The following is a 4822-nucleotide window of genomic DNA, read 5'->3' as shown; positions in this document are numbered from 1 at the left end:
CACCTTAACCAACGCAAGTTCCCGTTCCACATGGGGGCCGGCTTCGGTCAGGTCCGTGACCTTGTGCACCGGGATCAGGCGTTCACATTGCGCAATGATCTGGTCGATGACCGGCGGTGGCCCGCGGGTGACGATGGTAATCCGGCTGGTGGTATGGTCTTCGCTGATATCGGCAACGGTCAAACTGTCGATGTTGTAACCACGCGAGGTGAACATGCCCGCGATCCGCGCCAGCGTGCCTGCTTCGTTGTCGACGGTCAGCGTAAGCACATGCCGTTCGGTGAGTTCCTGTTTGATATGCATTATACGAGCGCCTTTGCTTCGTCGTCCATCGTCCCTGATACTTCATCGGAATGCAGGATCATGTCCGTATGGGCTGCGCCTGACGGTATCATCGGGAAGCAATTTGAGGTTTTGTGCACGCGGCAGTCGAACATCACCGGGCCGTCATAGGCAAGCATTTCGGCTATGGCCTCATCGAGCTTGGCTGGGTCACTGCAACGGATGCCTTTCCATCCATAAGCTTCGGCCAGCGCGACAAAATCGGGCAAGCTGTCTGAATAGCTTTCTGAGAAGCGGCTTTCATAAGTCAGCTCTTGCCACTGGCGCACCATGCCCATCCATTCATTGTTCAGGATGAAGACCTTGACCGGCAAACGATATTGGGTCGCGGTTGCCATTTCCTGAATGTTCATCTGGATAGACGCTTCACCGGCGATATCGATAACCAGCGCGTCCGGATTACCCATTTGTGCACCGACCGCTGCGGGCAGGCCATAGCCCATGGTTCCCAAGCCGCCGCTGGTGAGCCATTTGTTGGGGGCATCAAAATGGAAATGCTGTGCGGCCCACATTTGGTGCTGCCCCACTTCCGTCGTGATGATCGGCGCTTTGTCTTTGGTGGCCGCGAACAAACGCTCAATCGCATATTGCGGCATGATTTCCTGTGTGCTGGCGGGGTAGCTGAGGCAATCGACTGCGCGCCAGCCTTTGATACGTGCCCACCAGTCATCCAACGCCGCGGCTTTATATTTACGGCCTTTCCACACTTCGATCATTTGCCGGATCGCCGCGCCAACATCCGCCACGATGGGCAGATCAACGCGTACCGTTTTGTTGATCGAACTGCGGTCTATATCGATGTGGATTTTGATGCTGTCGGGTGAGAATGCATCCAAGCGACCTGTAACGCGGTCGTCGAAACGCGCGCCCAGGCACAGCATCACGTCGCACTGGTTCATCGCCATATTGGCTTCATATGTACCATGCATGCCAAGCATACCAAGCCATGCGTCGCCGGAGGCAGGATATGCGCCAAGGCCCATGAGCGTTGATGTGACGGGCGCGCCGCACAGTTCGGCAAGCTCGCGCAGCGCCGCACTTGCATCAGGTCCGGAATTGATGATGCCGCCGCCGGTATAAAGGATTGGCGCCTTCGCATTGGCCAACAGTTCAACCGCGCGATTGATTTCGGCATAATCGGCTTCACCCGCAGGGTTAAACCGCGACGACGTTGCGCGCTTTACGTCGGTGGATGTCGTCGCAACCTGAACGTTTTTCGGAATGTCGATGACAACGGGGCCAGGGCGTCCCTTGGTCGCGATGGCAAATGCCTCACGCACGGTGGATGCGAGGTCCGCGGGATCTTTCACAAGATAATTGTGCTTCGAACAGTGGCGCGTGATGCCGACGGTGTCCGCTTCCTGAAACGCGTCTGAGCCGATTAAGTTGGTGGCAACTTGTCCCGTCAGAACAATCAGCGGAATAGAATCCATGAAGGCATCTGCAATGCCGGTGACGGCATTGGTCGCGCCAGGGCCTGACGTGACCAGCACGACGCCCGGCTTGCCCGTCGAACGCGCGTAACCTTCTGCGGCATGCGCAGCGCCGGCTTCGTGACGGACGAGGACGTGACGGATTTTCTTATGCTGAAAGAGCGCGTCATAAATCGGCAGAACTGCGCCGCCGGGATACCCGAATACGGTGTCCACACCCTGTTCGATCAAGGTATCGATCAAAATTTCTGCGCCGGATTTTTCGGGCACTGCAAAGTCCTCACTCATTATGAAACTGCCCTATGTTGCAGCGCAGCACAGTAGGCAAGAGCGGGCTAGCTAAAGATTAGAAAATGACATGTCAACGATAATCATTGAAATATTGTTTCAAAATAATGTCTATTTGAATCATTTATTTCATCGACGATACGAGGCCATGCGGCGGGGGCTTGGTTCCTGAACCAGGTAAACTGCCGCTTTGCATATTGGCGGGTCGCAATTTGGCCGCGTTCGATGGCTTCTGCCTCTGACATAGTGCCGCCAAGAAGCGCAGCGATCTCTGGAACGCCAATGGCCCGCATGATTGGCGCATCGTGCGGCATTTGCTGCGCCAGCAAGGCTTCAACTTCCTGAATAGCGCCGCTTTGCATCATCTGTTCAAACCGTATGTCGCACCGTTGATACAACCATTCACGCGGTGGCAAGAGGAGGAGCGGGCGCAGCGAGATGTCTTGCGCGATGCCGCCTGTTTTGATTTTACGCCATTCGCTTATGCTGCGCCCCGTGCCTTCAACAACCTCCAGCGCGCGGGTGATCCGGATGATATCCGCAGGGCCCAAGGTCGCGGCCATAGCGGGGTCGAGCTTTTGAAGCGCCGCATAAGCTTGTGCGACGGGCATTGTGCGAATGCGGGCGCGCAATTCCGGGTCGACGTCGGGTATGGGGGCGATACCGTCGAGTAATGTCTGGATATATAGGCCACTGCCACCGACCAGTACAGGCAGCGCGCCTGCATCATGCGCTTCGCAAATGGCGTCTTTCGCATCATTGGCCCAACGTGCCGCTGAACAGTGCGTTTGGCCGTCCAGATATCCGAATAAACGGTGCGGTGCGCTGCGTTGTTCGCTTTCGGTCGGTTGAGCGCTGAGTATCGGCAGGTCGGAATAAACTTGCGCGCTATCAGCGTTTATAATCACGACATTGCGCGACTTTGCCAATTGCAGCGCTAATGCTGTCTTGCCGCTTGCGGTCGGACCCGCAATAAGCGCGACCATCTTTTTAGGATTCGAAATGCCCATCTTAACCCTGATAGCAGCAGATTCTTTGGAAAGCGGCATAATTTCAGAAGCCTGCGACCGATTGGCTGCACATAGCTGCGTTCCAGCAACCCCCGACTGGCTTGCCGAGGGCAGGGCCGTCGACATATTTTTTGACGGCACGCTGGCGCATGCGCGCACTGCGGTTGCGGAACTCGAAGACCGTGTCGATGTGGTCGTCCAATATGAAGAGCAACGGCGCAAAATGCTGTTGGTCTCCGACATGGACAGCACAATGATTACGGTCGAATGTATCGATGAGCTGGCTGACTTTGCCGGAATAAAGCCCGAAATCGCGGCAATTACCGAGCGGGCGATGGCAGGCGAGTTGGACTTTGCAGAGGCGTTAAAGGCGCGTGTTGCGTTGCTGGCTGGGCTTGATGCCGACATGATCCAGCAATGCCTGCATGAACGCGTCCGTCCTATGCCCGGGGCGGAGACATTGGTGCGCACCATGACCGCATGGGGCGCGCATGCCGTGCTGGTTTCGGGGGGCTTTACCAGTTTTACTGGCCCCGTTGCGGCCATGCTTGGCTTTGCAGAGGTGCATGCCAATGTCCTTGAGATTGAACAGGGGCGTCTGACGGGGCGGCTTGCTGCGGATATTGTGGACGCGGCGACGAAGCGGCAGGTGCTGCAATCCGCGGCAGGGACGCTCGGGTTAGATCTGCAATCCGCGCTTGCGGTAGGTGACGGTGCCAATGACTTGCCGATGATCGCCGAGGCCGTATCCGCCAACGGCCTTGGTGTGGGCTATCATCCACGACCGCAACTTGCCGCAGCAGCCAATTTCGCGGTGCGCCATAATGATTTGACCGCACTGCTTTTTGCGCAGGGGATTAAACCCAGCGCATGGGCGCGTTGAGTGAGTGAAACACATTGAGCGGCGCAGGGTTGATGTTATGATGCCCCAAGCCGTTTTTCCATAGGAGCATAATATGCGCGCATTTCTGCCTGTTCTACTCATCCCGGTCCTCGCGAGCTGTGCGACGCTTATGCCAACTAAGTCCGGTGAAGCGTCGGAAGTCATCACGGCTGAGCTTGCGCGGGGAGATGGCAGCCGGGCAGGCGTTGCAACGATATCGCGGCGCGGGGACGGCCTGTTCCTAAGCCTATCGGCCGAAGCGCCTGCAGAGGGAACATTTGGCATGCACCTTCATGCAGTGGGAACATGCCAAGGACCGGATTTTACGTCTGCCGGACCGCATTGGAACCCCGAGATGAAACAACATGGCCTGGATAATCCAATGGGCGCGCATCATGGCGATTTGCCAAATGCAACGGCTGGCGCTGACCGTAAAATAACATTGGAATTTAAATTGCCTGATTTTGTGATTGCGGGGCCTACCGGGCTGCTGGATGCCGATGGTGGTGCGTTAGTGATCCACGAAAAGGCCGATGACTACAAAACAGACCCGAGCGGGAACAGCGGTAAACGGATCATTTGCGGTGTATTCAAATCCGGCAACCGGAGCTGAAGCTAGGTCCTGACCCTAAACTTTATCTGCATATAGAAGGCAGCCGGGGGCAACGCGCTCGAGAATGACGTTGATGTCGTTTTTGGCGAAGGCAAAACAACCCTGGCTGCGGCCAATCTTGCCCTGACCCTGGATCAGAGACTGGTTCACATACCATGCCGGATGAATAACAATCGCGCGCGCTTCGGCTTGGTCATTCTGCGGATCCAAGCCAATGAGCCGGCGAGACTCCCCATATTGGCCGATATAGGTA

Annotated in this window: 6 protein-coding genes; 2 read left to right on the top strand and 4 right to left on the bottom strand. The window is 56.5% G+C overall.

What is annotated here, in order from left to right; genetic code table 11:
• From ilvN to miaA, 3 genes are all read right to left on the bottom strand, one after another.
• On the bottom strand, positions 1 to 303 hold a 303-nt coding region (gene ilvN / locus ACIQ0G_RS10290), incomplete at its 3' end, for an acetolactate synthase small subunit (protein ID WP_397577826.1).
• A complete protein-coding gene (locus ACIQ0G_RS10285; protein ID WP_397577825.1) occupies positions 303 to 2063 on the bottom strand; it encodes an acetolactate synthase 3 large subunit in 1761 nt (586 codons plus the stop codon). The genes ACIQ0G_RS10285 and ilvN, both read right to left, overlap by 1 nt.
• 83 nt (positions 2064 to 2146) lie before the next feature.
• Positions 2147 to 3073: a tRNA (adenosine(37)-N6)-dimethylallyltransferase MiaA gene (gene miaA / locus ACIQ0G_RS10280; protein WP_397577824.1), complete on the bottom strand. Its 927-nt coding sequence runs from the start codon at positions 3071 to 3073 to the stop codon at positions 2147 to 2149.
• Between miaA and serB the strand changes: the two genes are divergently transcribed.
• Positions 3066 to 3956, top strand: a complete 891-nt coding sequence (serB, locus tag ACIQ0G_RS10275; protein WP_397577823.1) for a phosphoserine phosphatase SerB — start codon at positions 3066 to 3068, stop codon at positions 3954 to 3956. The genes miaA and serB overlap by 8 nt on opposite strands.
• A gap of 73 nt (positions 3957 to 4029) precedes the next feature.
• Entirely contained in the window at positions 4030 to 4569 is a 540-nt protein-coding gene (locus ACIQ0G_RS10270; RefSeq protein ID WP_397577822.1) for a superoxide dismutase family protein, read from the top strand.
• A gap of 15 nt (positions 4570 to 4584) precedes the next feature.
• Here the strand turns inward: ACIQ0G_RS10270 and ACIQ0G_RS10265 are convergent.
• Positions 4585 to 4822: murein L,D-transpeptidase catalytic domain-containing protein (locus ACIQ0G_RS10265; protein WP_397577821.1), on the bottom strand; the 238-nt coding region annotated here is incomplete at its 5' end.

It is taken from the genome of Sphingorhabdus sp. (genome assembly GCF_044354325.1).
Lineage (GTDB): Bacteria > Pseudomonadota > Alphaproteobacteria > Sphingomonadales > Sphingomonadaceae > Sphingorhabdus_B.
This window is presented reverse-complemented; position numbering and strand designations above follow the sequence as displayed.